The 12,791-nt window shown below is 71.4% G+C and carries 13 protein-coding genes; 6 read left to right on the plus strand and 7 right to left on the minus strand.

Annotated features, from left to right (window positions below; genetic code table 11):
* Positions 1–338: 338 nt before the first annotated feature.
* Complete coding sequence (gene mce, locus ACIF6L_RS18265) at positions 339–782, minus strand: methylmalonyl-CoA epimerase (RefSeq protein WP_329489637.1); 444 nt, start codon at positions 780–782, stop codon at positions 339–341.
* 245 nt (positions 783–1,027) lie between these two features.
* On the opposite strand from mce, the gene ACIF6L_RS18270 reads away from it, so the two are divergent.
* Positions 1,028–2,236 carry an acetyl-CoA C-acetyltransferase gene (locus ACIF6L_RS18270; RefSeq protein ID WP_359835717.1) on the plus strand — a complete coding sequence of 403 codons (1,209 nt, stop codon included), beginning with the start codon at positions 1,028–1,030 and terminating at the stop codon, positions 2,234–2,236.
* Between the two features lie 71 nt (positions 2,237–2,307).
* Positions 2,308–3,264 carry a methylmalonyl Co-A mutase-associated GTPase MeaB gene (meaB, locus tag ACIF6L_RS18275; protein ID WP_396488478.1) on the plus strand — a complete coding sequence of 319 codons (957 nt, stop codon included), beginning with the start codon at positions 2,308–2,310 and terminating at the stop codon, positions 3,262–3,264.
* Positions 3,265–3,462: 198 nt separating this feature from the next.
* Here meaB and ACIF6L_RS18280 read toward each other — a convergent pair whose 3' ends face one another.
* The 4 genes from ACIF6L_RS18280 to ACIF6L_RS18295 form a co-directional block, all read right to left on the minus strand.
* Positions 3,463–3,978, minus strand: a complete 516-nt coding sequence (locus ACIF6L_RS18280) for a MarR family winged helix-turn-helix transcriptional regulator (protein WP_396488480.1) — start codon at positions 3,976–3,978, stop codon at positions 3,463–3,465.
* 39 nt (positions 3,979–4,017) lie between these two features.
* Complete coding sequence (locus ACIF6L_RS18285; RefSeq protein ID WP_329492249.1) at positions 4,018–4,827, minus strand: AIM24 family protein; 810 nt, start codon at positions 4,825–4,827, stop codon at positions 4,018–4,020.
* A gap of 257 nt (positions 4,828–5,084) precedes the next feature.
* Positions 5,085–5,735, minus strand: coding sequence for an AIM24 family protein (locus ACIF6L_RS18290; RefSeq protein WP_329489641.1), 651 nt, complete (start codon positions 5,733–5,735; stop codon positions 5,085–5,087).
* Positions 5,735–6,373, minus strand: a complete 639-nt coding sequence (locus ACIF6L_RS18295; protein ID WP_329489642.1) for an AIM24 family protein — start codon at positions 6,371–6,373, stop codon at positions 5,735–5,737. Before ACIF6L_RS18295 ends, ACIF6L_RS18290 begins: the two co-directional genes overlap by 1 nt.
* Before the next feature lie 242 nt (positions 6,374–6,615).
* Here ACIF6L_RS18295 and ACIF6L_RS18300 point away from each other — a divergent pair, with 242 nt between their 5' ends.
* A complete protein-coding gene (locus ACIF6L_RS18300; RefSeq protein ID WP_396488483.1) occupies positions 6,616–6,948 on the plus strand; it encodes a DUF3817 domain-containing protein in 333 nt (110 codons plus the stop codon).
* 104 nt (positions 6,949–7,052) lie between these two features.
* Here the strand turns inward: ACIF6L_RS18300 and ACIF6L_RS18305 are convergent, their stop codons facing one another.
* Positions 7,053–8,666 (minus strand): M4 family metallopeptidase, encoded by a 1,614-nt coding sequence (locus ACIF6L_RS18305; protein WP_396488484.1) that lies wholly within the window; start codon positions 8,664–8,666, stop codon positions 7,053–7,055.
* Positions 8,667–9,118: 452 nt separating this feature from the next.
* On the minus strand, positions 9,119–10,759 hold the full coding sequence (locus tag ACIF6L_RS18310) for a M4 family metallopeptidase (protein ID WP_396488485.1): 1,641 nt from the start codon (positions 10,757–10,759) through the stop codon (positions 9,119–9,121).
* 499 nt (positions 10,760–11,258) lie between these two features.
* Between ACIF6L_RS18310 and ACIF6L_RS18315 the strand changes: the two genes are divergently transcribed.
* The 3 genes from ACIF6L_RS18315 to ACIF6L_RS18325 all read left to right on the plus strand — a co-directional run.
* Positions 11,259–11,786: a MarR family winged helix-turn-helix transcriptional regulator gene (locus ACIF6L_RS18315; protein ID WP_396488486.1), complete on the plus strand. Its 528-nt coding sequence runs from the start codon at positions 11,259–11,261 to the stop codon at positions 11,784–11,786.
* Between the two features lie 101 nt (positions 11,787–11,887).
* Entirely contained in the window at positions 11,888–12,229 is a 342-nt protein-coding gene (locus ACIF6L_RS18320; protein WP_329489647.1) for a DUF3817 domain-containing protein, read from the plus strand.
* Positions 12,230–12,483: 254 nt separating this feature from the next.
* The coding region (locus tag ACIF6L_RS18325; protein WP_396492539.1) for a methylmalonyl-CoA mutase family protein at positions 12,484–12,791 on the plus strand (308 nt) is incomplete at its 3' end.

Here is a 12,791-nt window from a genome sequence, read left to right on the forward strand (position 1 = left end):
CGGGTGGACTCCTGGGCGAACTCTTGCCTTGTGGAGAATGGTGACAGATCCGAACTGCGACTGTTCAGCCGTGCCCGCGTAATGGACTCCCCTGCGACGGGCCGGTCCACCGCTGGGCGGACAGGCCTGTCATCGGCCGTGCCCGTCGCCTCCGTCCCCCGGAGTCTTCGCGCACCTGGGCATTGTAGTGGGAGCGTCCCACGGGGGAATGGCCGCGTAGGGGTTTTCCGGGCATCGGGCGACATTACTGACGGGTCATGAGGGCCGCGGGCCCCTCGGCGGGCCCTGGGCGGACCCCCGGCGGGTGCCGTCGGAACCCGACGGCACCCGGGTGCGGGTCAGTGCTCGTCGTGCTCGCCGGGCTCGGCGGCGGTGACCAGCTCGGTCAGCACACCGCCGCAGTCCTTGGGGTGCAGGAAGGTGATCCGGGAGCCCATCGAGCCGATCCGGGGCTGCTCGTAGAGGACCCGGATGCCCTTGGCGCGGATGGACTCGGAGTCGCCGTCCACGTCGGCGGTGCCGAACGCGATGTGGTGGACGCCCTCGCCGTTCTTCTCCATCCACTTGCCGACGGCGGAGTCGGGCCGGGTGGGCTCCAGCAGCTGGAGGTAGGAGGCGCCGCCGTCACCGGTGTCGTTGATCTTGAGCATGGCCTCGCGCACCCCCTGCTCCTCGTTGACCTCGCTGTGGAACACCTCGAAGCCGTAGGTGGCGCGGTAGAACTCGACCGTCTTGTCGAGGTCTCGGCAGGCGATGCCGATGTGGTCGATGCGGGTGAGCACGGTGGCCTCCGGGTCTGGGCGGGCTACGGGACGGCAACAGTGCAGCGCATGCGGCCGGGGTGCGCCAGCGATCCGGGTGCGAGCCTGCTCACACGGGCGGGGTTCACCCGGACCGGGTTGACACGGTGTTGACTGGATCGTGCCAGTGCGCTCGATCACACCGTCGGTCCGGTGACGGACGGGTAGCAGGTCAGTACATTGAGCGGAATCCTCACCTGGCCACGACGTGCGAAGGGGCTCGTCCCATGACCAACACCACCTCTGTGATCGTTGCCGGTGCGCGGACCCCGATGGGTCGCCTGCTCGGTTCGCTCAAGGGCTTCTCCGGCGCCGACCTCGGGGCCGTCGCGATCAAGGCCGCCCTGGAGCGGGCCGGCGTCGCGGGGGACCAGGTCCAGTACGTGATCATGGGCCAGGTGCTGCAGGCCGGCGCCGGCCAGATCCCGGCCCGCCAGGCCGCCGTCAAGGCGGGCATCCCGATGAACGTCCCGGCGCTCACCATCAACAAGGTCTGCCTCTCCGGACTGGACGCCATCGCGCTCGCCGACCAGCTGATCCGGGCCGGCGAGTTCGACATCGTGGTGGCCGGCGGCCAGGAGTCCATGACCAACGCCCCGCACCTGCTGCCGAAGTCCCGCGAGGGCTACAAGTACGGCGCGATCGAGCTGCTGGACGCGATGGCGCACGACGGCCTCACGGACGCCTACGAGAACATCCCGATGGGCGAGTCCACGGAGAAGCACAACACCCGCCTGGGCATCCCGCGCGACGTCCAGGACGAGATCGCCGCCGCGTCCCACCAGCGGGCCGCCAAGGCCCAGCAGAACGGCGTCTTCGAGGCCGAGATCGCCCCGGTGGAGATCCCGCAGCGCAGGGGCGAGCCGCTGGTCTTCAGCCAGGACGAGGGCATCCGGGCGGACACCACCGTCGAGGGCCTGGCCAAGCTGCGCCCGGCCTTCACCAAGGACGGCACGATCACCGCCGGCACCTCCTCGCAGATCTCCGACGGCGCCGCCGCGGTGGTCGTGATGAGCAAGGCCAAGGCCGAGGAGCTGGGCCTGAGCTGGATCGCCGAGATCGGCGCGCACGGCAACGTCGCGGGCCCGGACAACTCGCTGCAGTCGCAGCCGTCCAACGCGATCAAGCACGCGCTGGCCAAGGAGGGCCTGGAGGTCGGTGACCTCGACCTGATCGAGATCAACGAGGCGTTCGCGGCCGTCGCCCACCAGTCGACCAAGGACCTGGGCGTCTCCTCCGACATCGTCAACGTCAACGGCGGCGCGATCGCGCTCGGCCACCCGATCGGCATGTCCGGTGCCCGCGTGGTGCTGCACCTGGCGCTTGAGCTCCAGCGGCGCGGCGGCGGCATCGGCGCGGCCGCGCTCTGCGGCGGCGGCGGCCAGGGCGACGCGCTGATCGTCCGCGTTCCGAAGGAGCAGGCCGCGAAGGCCTGATCATCCGACTTACCTCAGGGGCTGCGGACCGCCACCAGCGGTCCGCGGCCCTTCGGCGCTAGGAGCTCCTGATGATCGATGTCGCGACCCTGGTCGAGCAGGCCCGCGCGGGCCGGCCGCGTGCGGTGGCCCGGCTGATCTCGCTGGTCGAGAACGCCGCCCCGCAGCTGCGCGAGGCGATGGCGGCGCTGGCCCCCTACACCGGCCGGGCCTACACCGTCGGGCTGACCGGCTCGCCCGGCGTGGGCAAGTCCACCTCGACCTCCGCCCTGGTCACCGCCTACCGGCGGCTCGGCAAGCGGGTCGGGGTGCTGGCGGTGGACCCGTCCTCGCCGTTCTCCGGCGGCGCGCTGCTCGGCGACCGGGTCCGGATGCAGGACCACGCCACCGACCCCGAGGTGTTCATCCGCTCGATGGCCACCCGCGGCCACCTCGGCGGCCTCTCCTGGTCGGCCCCGCAGGCGCTGCGGGTGCTGGACGGGGCCGGCTGCGACGTGATCCTGGTGGAGACCGTCGGCGTCGGCCAGTCCGAGGTGGAGATCACCGCCCAGGCGGACACCACCGTGGTGCTGCTCGCCCCCGGGATGGGCGACGGGATCCAGGCCGCCAAGGCCGGGATCCTGGAGATCGGCGACGTCTTCGTGGTGAACAAGGCGGACCGGGACGGCGCCGACGCGACCGCCCGGGAGCTGAACCACATGCTCGGCCTCGGCGAGACCCGCGAGGCGGGGGACTGGCGGCCCCCGATCGTGAAGACCGTGGCGGCCCGCGGCGAGGGCGTCGACGAGGTGGTCGAGGCGCTGGAGAAGCACCGCGCCTGGCTGGAGGAGCACGGCGAGCTGGCCGTGCGCCGCCGCCGCCGGGCCGGCGACGAGATCGAGGCGATCGCGCTGGCCGCGCTGCGCTCCCGGATCGGCGACCTGCACGGTGACCGCCACCTGGCCACCCTGGCCGAGCGGGTGGTGGCCGGCGAGCTGGACCCGTACGGCGCCGCCGACGAACTGGTCGCCGGACTCACCCAGGGCTGAACACGACGAGGGGCCCGGTCACCCGTCGCACCGACGGCCGACCGGGCCCCGGCACAACCGGCCCACTCCGATCCCGCCCTGCCACCCACCCGACCCGCCCCGAGCCGAAGGGGCGCGCCGGTGCCGGCCTTCCGTAGCCGCGCCACCCACTTGAGCGCCCCGGAGGCGAGCGGGCGAAAGTACAGCGAGCGGGCGAAGTTACGCCCGGCCGCGGAGGTCCCGCAGGTGTTCGGCGACGGGGGCCAGGGCCTGGTACATCGCGTCCAGCTGCTCGGGGCTGAAGCGGTCGATGAAGTGCGTCCGGACGCTGCGCACGTGGTCCGGGGCGACCTTCTGCATGGTCCCCCAGCCCTGCTCGGTGAGGTGGGCGTAGAGGCCGCGCCGGTCGCCCGGACACTCCTGCCGCAGGACCAGCCCGGCCGTCTCCATCCGCGTGATCTGGTGCGAGAGCCGGCTCTTGGACTGCAGGGTCGCGGTGGCCAGGTCGGTCATCCGCATCCGCCGCTCGGGTGCCTCGGAGAGCACGACCAGGATCTCGTAGTCGTTGATCGCGAGGTTGTGCGGCTGGAGTTCGCGGCTGAGCTGGTAGTCCAGCAGCTTGGAGACCTCCAGGTGGGCGCGCCACAGCCGCTGCTCCCGGGCGCTGAGCCACGGAGTCCCCTCCTCCGGCTGCGAGGGGGGGACGTCGGCGGCGTCGATCGTGCGCGTATCCATGGTGCGAGCATACCGCATTTAGTTCAATCTTGTACGACTTTACAGGCCGAAACGCCGCCCGAGGTCGCCCAGGTTACCGAGCCCGGGCACGTTGAGGTTGCCCCCGCCGTGGCCCGCGGCCGCGGGCTGCGACGGCACCCCGCCCATCGGCACGCCCGCCTCGGCGTGCACCTGGCCGACGTTGCGGTCGGCCATCAGCACCTCGGTCGACTGCAGCAGCACCTGGCCGGCGCCGATGAACTCGAACTGGTGCTCCTCGCCGGACGCCCCGCCCAGGCCGGTCAGCCGGCGGATCCCGCCGATCACCCCGTGCATGTAGTCGTGGTCGTAGTGGTGGCACGGCGCCGGGCAGTCCGCCCAGCCGACCAGCGCCTGCGGGTCCACCCGGATCGGCGGCTCGACGAAGTGCACCGGCCCGTTGGACGCGGCCACGAACTTGCCGCTGCCGATCAGCGTGAGGAATCCGGGGATGATCGACTGCTTGAGCCGCAGCGTGGGCTCGTACGCCAGGAGGTTGCCCGAGCGGACGGTCAGGTTCCCCTCCTCCAGGTCGTAGGAGTTGAGGTCGAAGGCGCGGTCGGCCAGCAGCAGCTTGCCCCGGCCCTCGGCGACCACCCAGTCCGCCGCGTGCATCGGCGAGTTGAAGTGCTGGCCGAGCATCCGGTCGATCGCCCCGGCGCCGACGCCCTTGAAGGAGATGTCGCCGTAGTAGGCGATCATCTTGCCCTTCTGCAGGAAGTACGACCCGTTCAGGTCGACCGAGAAGGCGTACGGGTTGACGTTGTCGTTCGCCGGCAGGCTGTGCACGTCGTGCACCACCGGGCCGGAGCCGTCCGGCGCCTTCGGCAGCGGGGCCTGGGCGCCGCCGTACTGCTCCTGGGCGTACTGCTGCGGCTGCTGCTGCGGGTAACCCTGCTGCTGCGGAGGCGGCGGGTAGCCCTGCTGCGGGTAGCCCTGCCCGGGCGGCGGGCCGTAGCCGGGCGGCGGCGGGGCGGCCGGGTAGCCGGGCTGGGTGGGCTGGTTGTACGGCGACGGCTGGCCGTACGGCTGCGGCTGGCCGTACGGGTCGTGCGGCTGCCCGTAGGGGGGCTGCGGCGGGTAGGACATCAGAGCTTCTCCTCGCTCGCCTGCACGAACACCGTGCCGTTCCCGGACAGCTCCAGCTGGAAGGCCTCGCCGGAGCCGCGTCCGATCATGTCGCGCCACCCCAGCGCGGTGGACAGCTTGTTCTGGACCTGGCCGCGGTGCGCGACGTAGGCCTGGGGGTCGACGTGGACCGGCTGGTGCGGGGTGATCGGCAGTTCGAAGACGCCGCCGTGCGCCATCACCGCCACCGCGCCGTGGCCGTCCAGCTTGGTGGTGAACAGGCCCTGCCCGGTCACCTGGCCGCGGACCATGCCCATCACGCCGCCCTGTGACCCCATGAACATCGTGGACTGCTGCAGCGAGCCCTCGAAGGCCAGCAGCCGGTCCGCCTCGACGTACAGGGTGTCGCCGGCCAGGTCGATCACGTGCACGTGGTGGCCGCCGTGGCCGAACATCACGGTGCCCTGGCCCTCGACGGTCATCAGCGGGGTGTCCTCGTTGGCCACCCGGCGGCCGATCATCGACATGACGCCGCCCTGGCCGCCGGTGAGGTTCGGCGTGAACCGGACCTCGCCGGTGTACGCGAGCATCGCGCCGCGCTGGCTGAACATCCGCTGCCCGGGGACGACCCGGGCCTCGATCATCTTGTTGTTGATCCTGGTGAACGGCATCAGACGTCGCCCCCGATGGTGATCTTCTCGGACGGCTGAACGTAGACCAGGCCCTCGCCGGAGAACTCCACCTGGACCGCCTCGCCGCCGCCCTCGCCGATGAAGGTCGACCAGCCGGCGCCCGACTTGAGGCTGCGGCTGAGGTTGCCGGTGTGCGCGACGTACGCCCCCGGGTCCACCCGCAGCGGCATGCCCTGGGAGACCCGCAGGATGATCGCCGGCCCCTTGGAGGTGAGCGCGGCCCAGCCGTGGCCCTCCACCTTGGTGGTGAACAGGCCGTTCCCGGAGGAGATGCCGTTGAGCCCGGTGAAGCTGGTGCCGGTCTTCAGCGTGCCCTCGGTGCAGAGGAGGTTGTCCGACTCGACGTAGAGCGTCTCGCCGTTCAGCCGGACCAGGTTGATTTCGGTGGCTCGGTCGGCGAAGTAGCAGGTGCCCTGCCCCTTCACCTCCATGACCGTCATCTGCTCACCGGTCAGCCGTCGGGTCACGACGCCGCGCAGCCCGTCACCGCCGCCGCTGAGCTTCTTGAAGTTCATCTGGCCGGTGTACGCGACCATCGAGCCGTTTCTGGCTTTCACGCCATCGCCCGTCATGTCGACGGCGAGCGTCTTGGACCCTTGGAGTCGAAACTGTGCCACCGCCGCAATGTAGCGGGATCCGGCAGCTCGGGGGGAGGGGGTGGGGTCGTTCTGGTACCTGTCTGCGACAAAACCGGCCCGTCGGACACCGGCTGTACCGGCTCCGTATCCCCTGCGTGTCCGCCGCCGGACCCCGGGCCCGCCGGCGCCGCACCCCGGGAGCGGGGTCGGACATGTGCTCGGTGATAATGGCGGGGATGCTTGTGAGCCGGTTCACAAGCGATCTTCGACTCCTGACTGAGGTGCCCATCGTGAACAGCAGTGCCGTCCACCGCCTGCGTCTGGTCTCCGGCCCCGAGGGCCTCTCGTTCCTCCTGCTGCTGGTCTGCTCGGTGCTCAAGCGCACCACCAGCTTCGACGCGGTGCCGGTGATGGGCATGATCCACGGGATCCTGTTCGTCCTGTACGTGGTGTTCTGGATCATGGCCTGGCAGGCGCAGAAGTGGGACGCCAAGCGCGGCATCCTACTGTTCGTCCTCTCGGTGCTGCCCACCGGCGGCTTCTTCGCCGAGCGGACCCTCGCCAAGGAGGAGCGCGGCGAGCTCGTACCCGCCCGCGAGCCCGCCACCGCCTGATCGCCGCCCGACCGACCGCGGGCAGGCCGACAGGCTGCCGGGGCCTCCTCTCCCAGTGGGCCCCGGCAGCCTGTCGCCGTTTCCAGGTGTGGTTCCGGTGGTGACTAGTTGACGTTCACCGCGCTCCAGGCCGCGGCCACCGCCGCGTACTGGGTGCTGGTGGTGCCGTAGAGGTCACCGGCCGCCTTCAGGGTCGCCGTGCGGGCGGCCTTGTAGTTGGTGGTGGAGGTGAAGTAGACGGTCAGCGCGCGGTACCAGATCGCGGCGGCCTTGTCCCGGCCGATGCCGGTGACGGTGGAGCCGTTGGAGGTGGGGCTGTTGTAGCTGACGCCGTTGATGGTCTTGGCGCCGCTGCCCTCGGCCAGCAGGTAGAAGAAGTGGTTGGCCACGCCGGAGGAGTAGTGGACGTCCACGTTGCCGACCCCGGAGTACCAGGAGTCCTTGGACGCGCCGTCCTTCGAGGGCTTGTCCATGTAGCGCAGCGGGGTGCCGTTGCCGTTCAGGTTGAGCCGCTCGCCGATCAGGTAGTCCGGCACGTCCGAGGGCAGGTTGGCGTACCACTCGACCATGGTGCCGAAGATGTCCGAGGTGGCCTCGTTGAGGCCGCCGGACTCGCCGGAGTAGACCAGCCCGGCGGTGGCGGAGGTGACGCCGTGGGTCATCTCGTGGCCGGCCACGTCGATGGCGGTCAGCGGGTGGGTGTTGCCCGAGCCGTCGCCGTACGTCATGCAGAAGCAGGAGTCGTTCCAGAACGCGTTGACGTAGTTGGAGCCGTAGTGCACCCGGCTGCTCGCGCCGACGCCGTTGTTCTTGATGCCGCTGCGGCCGAAGGTGTTCTTGTAGTAGTCCCAGGTCGCGCCGGCGCCGTACTGGGCGTCCACCGCGGCGGACTGGGTGTCGGAGGCGAGCCCGTTGCCCCAGACGTTGTCCGCGTCGGTGTACAGCGCGTTCCCGCTGGCGGCGTTGCCCGTCCACTGGTTGCCGCGGGAGGCGTCCTTGAGCTGGTAGGTCGAGCCGCTCTGGGTGGTGGTCAGCGGGACGCTGCCGACGAAGACGCCCTTGCCGCTGCCGTTCGCGGTCTGGAACTCCTCGTGCGTGGAGAGCACCTCGCCGGTGGCCGCGTCGGTGACCAGCCGCTGGCTGCTCGGCGTGCCGTCGGCCCGCTCGCCCTTGACGACGGTCTGGTACGCCAGTCGCGGGTTGCCGTCGGCGGCCCAGACCACCAGGGTGGCCGTGCCCGCGCCGTCGACCCGGCTGATCGCCGACTCGTCCTTGTCCGCGGCGATGCCGACGGTGGCCCGGACGGCGCCGAGCGCCTGGGCGCCGGCCTTGTCGGCGGAGAGCGCCGGGGTGAGGCTCGGCAGCGAGAGCTGCCCGCCGAACGCCCGGTCCACCGAGGTGATCGCGCCGTTGGCCTTCTGGTGCACCACCAGGTCGCCGCCGAGGACCGGCAGGCCGCCCAGGGTCCGCTCGTAGCGCAGGTGACGGGTGCCGTTGGCGTCCACCACGGCGTCCTTGGCGACCAGCCGCTCCTGGCCGCCGAGGGCGAGCGCCTGCGCCACCGGCGCGGCCTCGGTGCCGGCCAGCGAGATCAGCGCGTCGTGCTGCTGCACCACCGAGGGCGCGGCGGCCTGGGCGGGGGCGGCGGCGACCTGGATGGCGCCGGCGAGCAGGGCGGTGGCGGAGAGTACGGCTCCGGCTGTCAGCTTTCGCTTCACGTACGGGGTTCCTTCCACGAAACCGCGTGTGCGCGGTCACGCCGCGTACCGGGGCGCCGGGGTTGGCGCCGTGGGGCGGTAGGGCGCTGACGTGCTGCTCCCGTGCGGTTCCGACGGCCGGTCGGTGGGTGGGGCGACAGCCGTCGAACGGGGCTTTGGTCAGAAGCATGACAAGCGCAGGTCGTGAAAGGACAGGGCGCCGCCGGCGATTGGCCAGGTCTCGCCAGTCGTCGGGTACGGGTGGTTCCGGTGTGCCGGGTGACCGGTTCGGGGTGCTTCGTCCCGCTGGCGGGATCCCGCCAGCGGCCGCCCTTGTCGCCCGCCGCGGCCCTTGCTACGGCGCCGGGCCGGGCGCCGCTCCGGCCCTCCCCGGCCCTCCCCGGCCCGGCGCGGACGCGCGAACGCCCGGGGCCTCCCCTCCCAGTGAGGCCCCGGGCGCTGTCGTGCGGACGTCAGCTGACGTTGACGCCGCTCCAGGCCGCGGCCACCGCCGCGTACTGGGTGCTGGTGGTGCCGTAGAGGTCACCGGCCGCCTTCAGGGTCGCCGTGCGGGCGGCCTTGTAGTTGGTGGTGGAGGTGAAGTAGACGGTCAGGGCGCGGTACCAGATCGCGGCGGCCTTGTCCCGGCCGATGCCGGTGACGGTGGAGCCGTTGGAGGTGGGGCTGTTGTAGCTGACGCCGTTGATGGTCTTGGCGCCGCTGCCCTCGGCCAGCAGGTAGAAGAAGTGGTTGGCCACGCCGGAGGAGTAGTGGACGTCCAGGTTGCCGACGCCGGAGGACCAGGAGTCGGCCGAGCCGCCGTCCTTGGAGGGCTTGTCCATGTAGCGCAGCGGCGTCCCGTCGCCGTTGATGTCGATCTCCTCGCCGATCAGGTAGTCCGGCTTGTCGGTCGCGAGGTTGGCGGAGAACTCGACCATGGTGCCGAAGATGTCCGAGGTGGCCTCGTTGAGGCCGCCGGACTCGCCCGAGTAGTTGAGCCCCGCGGTGGCGGAGGTGACGCCGTGCGTCATCTCGTGGCCGGCCACGTCGATCTCGGTCAGCGGGTGGGTGTTGGCGTCACCGTCGCCGTACGTCATGCAGAAGCAGGAGTCGTCCCAGAACGCGTTGACGTAGTTCTTGCCGTAGTGGACCCGGCTGGTGGCGCCGACGCCGTTGTTCTTGATGCCGTTGCGGCCGAACGCGTTCTTGTAGAAGTCCCAGGTGGCCGCCGCGCCGAACTGGGCGTCCACCGCCGCCGACTGGGTGTTGGAGGCGAGGCCGGTGCCCCAGGCGTTGTCCGCGTCGGTGTACAGCGTGCCCGAGCCGGAGGTGCGGCCCTTGAGGTCGCTGGTGGACTGGTTGCCGCGGGAGGCGTCCTTGAGCTGGTAGGTCGAGCCGCTCTGGGTGGTGGTCAGCGGGACGCTGCCGACGAAGACGCCCTTGCCGGTGCCGGTCGCGGTCTGCACCTGCTCGTGGGTGGAGAGCACCTCGCCGGTGGCCGCGTCGGTGACCAGCAGCTGGCTGCTCGGGGTGGAGTCGGCGCGCAGGCCCTGGACGACCGTCTGGTACGCCAGTCGCGGGTTGCCGTCGGCGGCCCAGACCACGAGCTTGGCGGCGCCGGCCTGGCGCACCTCCCGCAGCGGCGACTCGTCCTTGTCGGCGGCGATGCCGACGGTCGACTGGACCGCGCCGGAGGCCTGCGCGGCGGCCTTGTCGGCCGGGATCTGCGGGGTGAGGCTCGGCAGGTCGATGGTCGCGGCGACGGCCTTGTCCACGGCCTCGACCGAGCCGTTCGCGGCCTCGTGCACCACCAGGTCGCCGCCGAGGACGGGCAGGCCGGCGAAGGTGCGCTCGAAGCGGAGGTGGCGGGTGCCGTCGGCGTCCACCACGGCGTCCTTGGCGACCAGTTGCTCCTGGCCGCCCAGGGCCAGGGCCTGCGCCAGCGGGCCGGTCTGACCGCTCGCCAGGGCGATCGCCGCCTCGCGCTGCTGCGCGGCCTGCGCCTGCGCGGCGGGGGTCGGGGCGGCCTGGGCGGCGGTGGTGCCCACCTGGATGACGCCGGTGAGGAGGGCGGTGGCGGAGAGTACGGCGCCGGCTGCGAGCTTTCGCTTCACGTACAGGTCCTTCCAGGGAAACCGCGGATGTGCGGTTGCGCCGCGTCCCGGGGTGCCGGGGTTGGCACCTGAGGGGCGGGACGGGCGCTGACGTGCTCCTGCTCCGTGCGGTCGAGCGGCGGTGCCACCGGTGAGTGGGGCGGTGGCTGCCGAACGGGGCTGGGCGAAAGCATGACAATCCAACAAGTGAAATGACAGGTCTTGTTCATCGATTGGCCAGGTCTCGCCAGCCCGGCGGAAGGTAAACGGGGCGACAAATCCGGTCGAACCACCCCGCCTTGCAGCGGGTTACCGCCCGAACCGAGGCCTGACTACGGGCCGAACGCCGGATCGGCGGCCAACGGGCGGCCGGCGGCGGGCGATTGGCGGTGGTTCACACCCCCGCAATGTGCTGGTACGGACCTGTGCGCCCCACTGGCGTGATCCCGCCACGTGTCGCGCTTGTCCACCATCAGGACGCCTGGTAACACCCTGGCCGCCCGCCGGTACGGTAAGGGGCGTGGCCAAGCCCCTCGCACTCGACTTCGACCCGATCGCCCGCGCCGACGAGCTCTGGACCCGCCGCTGGGGCGGAGTCCCCTCGATGGCGGCGATCACCTCGATCATGCGCGCCCACCAGATCCTGCTCGCGCGGGTGGACGCCGTGCTCAAGCCGTACGGGCTGACGTTCGCCCGGTACGAAGCGCTGGTGCTGCTCACCTTCAGCCGGACCGGTGAGCTCTCGCTGTCCAAGATCGGCGAGCGGCTGATGGTCCACCCGACCAGCGTGACCAACACCGTCGACCGCCTGGAGCGGGCCGGTCTGGTCGGCCGCCGGCCCAACCCGCTGGACGGCCGCGGGGTGCTCGCGGCGATCACCGCCCGCGGCCGCGAGGTCGTGGAGGAGGCCACCCGGGAGCTGATGGCGATGGAGTTCGGCCTGGAGGAGTACGGCCCCGACCAGTGCCGTCAGGTGTTCGACCTGCTGAGGCCGCTGCGGGTGGCCGCCGGGGACTTCACCGAGCCGGACGCGGAGCCCGCGGAGTAGGGCGCTGCACGGCCCACCCGTAAGCGGCGGCTACCCTCGTGGGGAGCGGTGCGCGGATCCGGGCGTACCGGCCCATTCCGGCGAGCGAGGCGATGAAGAGTATGAAGGCGAACCCCCTGCTGGGCTGGTACCGGGCCCTGGCCATTGCGACCGGTGTGGCCCTGCTCGTGTTCTGCGGCTTCATGGTCGCGAAGTACGGCTTCGACACGGCCGAGGACCTGACCACCTACGTCGCGATGCTGCACGGCTACCTCTACGTCGGGTACTTCGTGGTGACCTTCCTGCTCGGCCAGAAGCTCAAGTGGCCGCTGGGCCGGATGCTCCTCACGCTGGCCGCCGGCTGCATCCCGTTCGCCTCCTTCGTCGCCGAGCGCCGGGTGGTCCGCGAGGCCGGCGAGCGGCTCCCCGCCGCCGGCGCCGCCCGGCAGGCCGCCGGCGTCTGAGCCACGCGCCGTCCACCGCGCCTTCGAGGGCGCCCCTCCCCGCGCCGGGGAGGGGCGCCCTTCGCTTTCCGGAGCCGCGAACCGGCCCTTCTCGTGCCCGAACCGGCCCTTTTCGGCGTTTTCCGGCGCGTTCGCCCCCGGCCGGGCCCCGGCTCCATCGACAATTACTAGGACGTCCGAGTAAATTGATAGGACGTCCTAACAGTTGTGCCGTCCACGTGCCGTGGCGGCCGTACGGAGCGGAGTTCGGGGTCATGGACGCCGAGGAGATCGAGCGCGGACGGCAGCGCTGGCAGCAGCGGTACGACAGCTCCCGCAAGCGGGACGCGGACTTCACCACCCTCTCCGGTGACGAGGTCGAGCCGGTCTACGGCCCGCCCGCGGGCCAGCCGGTCGAGGGCTTCGAGCGGATCGGCTGGCCCGGCGAGTACCCGTACACCCGGGGGCTGCACGCCACCGGCTACCGGGGGCGGACGTGGACCATCCGCCAGTTCGCCGGCTTCGGCAACGCCGAGCAGACCAACGAGCGCTACCGGATGATCCTGGACTCGGGCGGCGGCGG

This window comes from Kitasatospora sp. NPDC086009, assembly GCF_044540385.1.
GTDB lineage: Bacteria > Actinomycetota > Actinomycetes > Streptomycetales > Streptomycetaceae > Kitasatospora.

Excerpts from the sequence above, each read along its gene's own strand:
- ACIF6L_RS18270 (WP_359835717.1), top strand. The coding sequence starts at position 1,028 with ATGACCAACACCACCTCTGTGATCGTTGCCGGTGCGCGGACCCCGATG.
- meaB (WP_396488478.1), top strand. The coding sequence starts at position 2,308 with ATGATCGATGTCGCGACCCTGGTCGAGCAGGCCCGCGCGGGCCGGCCG.
- ACIF6L_RS18280 (WP_396488480.1), bottom strand. The coding sequence starts at position 3,978 with ATGGATACGCGCACGATCGACGCCGCCGACGTCCCCCCCTCGCAGCCG.
- ACIF6L_RS18290 (WP_329489641.1), bottom strand. The coding sequence starts at position 5,735 with ATGCCGTTCACCAGGATCAACAACAAGATGATCGAGGCCCGGGTCGTC.
- ACIF6L_RS18320 (WP_329489647.1), top strand. The coding sequence starts at position 11,888 with ATGAAGGCGAACCCCCTGCTGGGCTGGTACCGGGCCCTGGCCATTGCG.